Consider the following 5222-nt stretch of genomic DNA (forward strand, 5'->3'; position numbering starts at 1 on the left):
CGAGCCTTCCTCGTTGGTCCAGAACGCGACCTCGATGGGCGCCTCGGTGCGAATGCCCTGGTCGTTCAGCGTGCGCACCACTTCCAGCGCCGACAGCACGCCGTAGTTGCCGTCGAACTTGCCGCCGGTCGGCTGCGTGTCGATGTGGCTGCCCGACACGATGGGCGGCAGCGCCGGGTTGGTGCCTTCGCGGCGCATGAAGACGTTGCCGATCTTGTCGACCGTGATGCTCAGCCCCGCCTCCTTGCCCCACGACACCACGAGGTCGCGGCCCTGCTTGTCGAGGTCGGTCAGGGCCAGGCGCTTCACGCCGCCCTTGGGGGTGGCGCCGATGCGCGCCAGTTCCATCAGCGAGTTCCACAGGCGCTCGCCATTGATCGTCAACGTGTGGTTGTCCACGACTGCATTCATGATGTGTTCTCGATTCCTTGGGTGTGTCAGTGGGCGGCCGGTGCGCCGTCGCGCACCACGGCCGTGGGCGCGTGCTGGTGCTTGAAACGCTCCAGCGCGGTGAACATGGGCGCGAACGGCGGGCGCTTCAGGTAGCGGCCGGTGCCGGGCTCGGCGCGCAGGTCGCCGTTGCGGTAGACCCAGCGGCCGGCGGCCACGGTGTGGCGCGGCACGCCCGTGACTTCGCGGCCCTCGAAGATGTTGAAGTCGCTCTTCGAATGCTGCGTTTTCACCGACAGGGTCTTGGTCGCCTTCGGGTCCCACACCACGATGTCGGCGTCGGCGCCGGCCTGGATGACGCCCTTGCGCGGATACAGGTTGAACAGCTGCGCCGCGTTGGTGGAGGTCACGCGCACGAACTCCGACGGCGTGAGCCGGCCGGCGTTGACGCCCGCATCCCACAGCACGGCCATGCGCTCCTCGACGCCGCCGCAGCCGTTGGGGATCTTCGTGAAGTCGTCGCGGCCCGCGGCCTTTTGCTCGGCGCAAAAGGTGCAGTGGTCGGTGGCCGTCGTGTGCAGGTTGCCGCCCTGCAGGCCGCGCCACAGCATGGCCTGGTTCTCGCGCGAGCGGAAGGGCGGGCTCATCACATGGGCGGCGGCGCGCGCGAAGTCGGGGGCGCGGTAGGCGCTTTCGTCGACCACCAGGTGGCCGGCCAGCACTTCGCCGTACACGCGCTGGCCGCGTGCGCGGGCGCGGGTGATGGCCTCCAGCGCTTCGCCGCACGACACGTGCACCACGTAGATCGGCACGCCCAGCACCTCCGCGATGGCGATGGCGCGGTTGGCCGCCTCGGCCTCGACCATCGGCGGGCGCGACAGCGGATGGCCCTCGGGGCCGCGAATGCCCTGTGCCAGAAGTTGCTGCTGCAGCATCGCGACCAGCTCGCCGTTTTCCGCGTGCACCGTGGGCATGGCGCCGAGTTCCAGCGAGCGCTGGAAGCTCTTCACCAGAATTTCGTCGTCGGCCATGATCGCGTTCTTGTAGGCCATGAAGTGCTTGAAGCTGTTCACGCCGTGCTCCCGCACCAGCGTGCCCATGTCCTTGTGCACGCTGTCGTTCCACCAGGTCACGGCCACATGAAAGCTGTAGTCGCCGGCGGATTTTTCGGCCCAGCCGCGCCACATGCGAAAGGCGTCCATCAGCGATTGCTGCGGGTCGGGAATCACGAAGTCGATGATGCTGGTGGTGCCGCCGGCCAGGCCGGCCGCCGTGCCGCTGAAGAAGTCGTCGGCGGCCACCGTGCCCATGAAGGGCAACTGCATGTGGGTGTGCGGGTCGATGCCGCCGGGCATGACGTAGGCGCCGCCGGCGTCGACGACTTCGGCGCCGGCCGGCACCTGCAGGTCGGTGCCGACATGGAGGATCTTGTCCCCCTGGCAGAGCACGTCGGCACGGTGCTCGGCATCGGCGTTGACCACCGTGCCTCCGCGAATGAGAACGGTCATGGCGTGGGTTCCTTTTGCTTGTTTCAGACAGGGGTCTTGAGTGGCGCGGCCATGCCCTGGTGCTGCGGCGCGCGCGCCTTCATCAGCCCCATGTAGACCACGGCCGACAGCACCACGCCGACGAACCAGGCGTAGGTGTAGATCGTCTTGAAGAACTCGGGCATCGACGGCACGGCCTGCGGAAAGGCCGCGTTCAGGAAGCCCGGGATGTTCGGCAGCACGCCGACCACGAAGGCGACGATGGCCGCCATGTTCCAGCCATTGCCGTAGCTGTAGGCGCCGTTCTCTCGGTAGAGCGCATCGACGTCCAGCTCCTTGCGGCGAATGAGGTAGTAGTCGGCAATCAATATGCCGGCCACCGGCCCCAGCAGCGCCGAGTAGCCGATGAGCCAGGTGAAGATGTAGCCCTGCGTGGTCTCCAGCACCTTCCACGGCATCATCACGATGGCGATGCCGGCGGTGATGTAGCCGCCCGTGCGGTACGAGATCTTCTTCGGGTTGAGGGCCGAGAAGTCGTAGGCCGGGCCCACCAGGTTGGCCGCCAGGTTCACGCTCACCGTGTCGATCAGCAGGATGATGAGCGCGATCAGCACCGCGGCGCCGGTCATGCGGCTGGCCAGGTCCACCGGGTCCCACAATGCCTTGCCATAGATGACCACCGTGGCCGAGGTGACCATCACCGCCATCATCGCGAGCAGGCCCATGGGCGCTGGCAGGCCTATGACCTGGCCCACGACCTGGTCGCGCTGCGAGCGCGAGAAGCGCGTGAAGTCGGGAATGTTCAGCGCCAGCGTGGCCCAGAAGCCGACCATGGCCGTGAGCGACGGCCAGAACACCGCCCAGAACATGCCGGCTTTCTTGCCCCCGGCCTCGAACTGCGAAGGCTGGTCGAAGATCGGGCCCAGGCCGCCCGCGCGTTGCACGGCCCAGTAGAGCAGCGCGACGCACACGATGATCTTCAGCGGCGCGGTGTAGGTTTCGAGCCGGCGGATCGACTCGATGCCGTGCACCACGAAGTACAGCTGAATCGCCCAGAAGATCAAGAAGCACACCAGCTGCGCGCCGTTGATGCCGAGCATCGGCAGCTTGTCGCCGCCCAGCGGCTGGCCCATGAGCACGCCGACCAGCGTGTAGATCATCTGGCCGCCGAACCATGTCTGGATGCCGTACCAGCCGCAGGCCACGATGGCGCGCAGCAGCGCCGGCAGCCGCGCCCCGCGCGTGCCGAACGAGGCGCGCGCCATCACCGCGTAGGGAATGCCGTACTTCGCGCCGGCGTGGCCGATGAGCAGCATCGGCACCAGCACGATGGCGTTGCCCAGGAACACGGTCAGCACCGCCTGCCCCCATGACATGCCGCCCTCGATCAGGCTGGCCGCCAGCATGTAGGCGGGGATGCACATCACCATGCCCACCCAGAGAGCGGCGAAGTGATACCAGCGCCACGTTCGCTGTGCCAGCGTGGTGGGCGCCAGGTCCTCGTTCCAGAGGTTTGCGGCGGGTGCGCCGCCGTGCTGTGTGGTCGTCATGTGGGTTGTCTCCTGCACGTGTGTCGTGTTTTTGGCCGTGTTGTCGTTCAGGCGGGGCTGCCGGTGCGCATCGGGTTGTTGGGATGCGTGGTCCAGTTGGCGTAGTGGCCGACCACCGGGTGGCCGGTGCGCGCGTCCATCTCGCCGGCCTTCAGCGTGCGCATCGACAGCGCGCCGGGCACCGGGCAGATCGACACGCACAGGTTGCAGCCCACGCACTCTTCTTCCTTCACCTCGAAGAAGCGCATGCCGTCCTTGGTGGCGCTGATGGCCTGGTGCGAGGTGTCTTCGCACACCACGTGGCAGCGGCCGCACTGGATGCACAGGTCCTGGTGGATCACCGCCTTGTCGACGTGGTTCAGGTTCAGCTGCTGCCAGTCGGTGATGCTGCCGATCGCGCGGCCGCGCATCTGCTCCAGGTTGGCGTAGCCCTTCTGGTCCATGAAGTTCGAAAGGCCGTCGCACAGGTCCTGCACGATCTTGAAGCCGTAGACCATGGCGGCGGTGCACACCTGCACCGAGCCGCTGCCCAGCGCGATGAACTCGGCCGCGTCGCGCCAGGTCGAGACACCGCCGATGCCCGAGATGGGCAGGCCGGCAGTCTGCGGGTCGCGCGCGATCTCGGCCACCATGTGCAGCGCGATCGGCTTGGCGCCGGGGCCGCAGTAGCCGCCGTGCGAGCCCTTGCCATCGGTGTGAGGGAACATCGCCATCGCGTCCAGGTCCACGCCCATGATCGAGTTGATGGTGTTGATGAGGCTCACCGCATCGGCACCGCCTTTCTTCGCGGCGCGCGCGGCGGGGCGGATGTCGGCCACGTTGGGCGTGAGCTTCACGATCACCGGCAACTTCGAGTAGTGCTTGCACCACTCGGCCACCATCTGGATGTACTCTGGCACCTGGCCCACGGCCGCGCCCATGCCGCGCTCGCTCATGCCGTGCGGGCAGCCGAAGTTCAGCTCGATGCCGTCGCAGCCGGTGTCCTCGACCATCGGCAGGATGTTCTTCCATGCCTCTTCGGTGCAGGGCACCATGATCGACGCCACCACCGCGCGGTCGGGCCAGTTGCGCTTCACGCGGGCCATCTCTTCGAGGTTGGTGCGCAGCGGCCGGTCGGAAATCAGCTCGATGTTGTTGAAGCCGGTCACGCGGCGGTCGGCCGCGTACGACACGGCATAGCGCGGCCCGTGCACGTTGACCACGTTCGGGTCTTCGCCCACGGTCTTCCAGACCACGCCGCCCCAGCCGGCCTCGAAGGCGCGGACCACGTTGATCTCCTTGTCGGTCGGCGGCGCCGAGGCCAGCCAGAAAGGGTTGGGGCTGCGGATGCCCACGAAGTCGGTGCTCAGGTCTGCCATGTGAATTGCTCCTGTCGCGGCAAGGCGCGCACGGATGGATAGGGGAAAGGAAGAGAGAGGCCGGCCGCTTCAGGCTGCGCGCAGGTGGCGGTCGATGGACAGCGCGGCCTGCTTGCCGTCTTCCACCGCCTCGACCGTGAGGTCGCGCCCGCCGAAGCGCGCGTCGCCGCCAGCCCAGACCTTGGGCCGCGAACTGCGGCACTCGGCATCGGTGCTGATGCGCCCGCCCTGCAGCTGCACGCCGCTGTCTTCCAGTGCCGTCGCGACAAAGCTCTGGCCGATGGCGCACAGCACCATGTCGGCCTGCAGCGCGAGCGCTTCGCCGGTCTCGATCAGCTTGCCGTCGACCAGCGCGGTGCGCTCGAAGTCGATACCGCGCAGCACGCCGCCCTTGGAGCGCAGGGCCTTGGGCGCGGCCCAGTGGATGATGCGCACGC

General features: G+C 67.7%; 5 protein-coding genes. All 5 read right to left on the bottom strand.

Annotated elements, in window-relative coordinates:
* The coding region (locus DBV14_RS23985; protein ID WP_124462803.1) for a M20/M25/M40 family metallo-hydrolase at positions 1 to 411 on the bottom strand (411 nt) is incomplete at its 3' end.
* A 26-nt stretch (positions 412 to 437) separates the two neighbouring features.
* A complete protein-coding gene (gene hydA, locus DBV14_RS23990; protein WP_124462805.1) occupies positions 438 to 1898 on the bottom strand; it encodes a dihydropyrimidinase in 1461 nt (486 codons plus the stop codon).
* 23 nt (positions 1899 to 1921) lie between these two features.
* A complete protein-coding gene (locus tag DBV14_RS23995) occupies positions 1922 to 3427 on the bottom strand; it encodes an NCS1 family nucleobase:cation symporter-1 (RefSeq protein WP_124462807.1) in 1506 nt (501 codons plus the stop codon).
* 47 nt (positions 3428 to 3474) lie between these two features.
* Complete coding sequence (preA, locus tag DBV14_RS24000; RefSeq protein WP_124462809.1) at positions 3475 to 4785, bottom strand: NAD-dependent dihydropyrimidine dehydrogenase subunit PreA; 1311 nt, start codon at positions 4783 to 4785, stop codon at positions 3475 to 3477.
* Between the two features lie 69 nt (positions 4786 to 4854).
* Positions 4855 to 5222, bottom strand: a 368-nt coding sequence (locus DBV14_RS24005; protein WP_185546108.1) for an FAD-dependent oxidoreductase, incomplete at its 5' end; no start/stop codon positions are given.

Origin of the sequence: Variovorax sp. KBW07, assembly GCF_003852515.1 — a bacterium.
GTDB lineage: Bacteria > Pseudomonadota > Gammaproteobacteria > Burkholderiales > Burkholderiaceae_C > Variovorax.

Coding starts and splice junctions, on each gene's coding strand:
- preA (WP_124462809.1), bottom strand. CDS start 4,785: ATGGCAGACCTGAGCACCGACTTCGTGGGCATCCGCAGCCCCAACCCT.
- DBV14_RS23995 (WP_124462807.1), bottom strand. CDS start 3,427: ATGACGACCACACAGCACGGCGGCGCACCCGCCGCAAACCTCTGGAAC.
- hydA (WP_124462805.1), bottom strand. CDS start 1,898: ATGACCGTTCTCATTCGCGGAGGCACGGTGGTCAACGCCGATGCCGAG.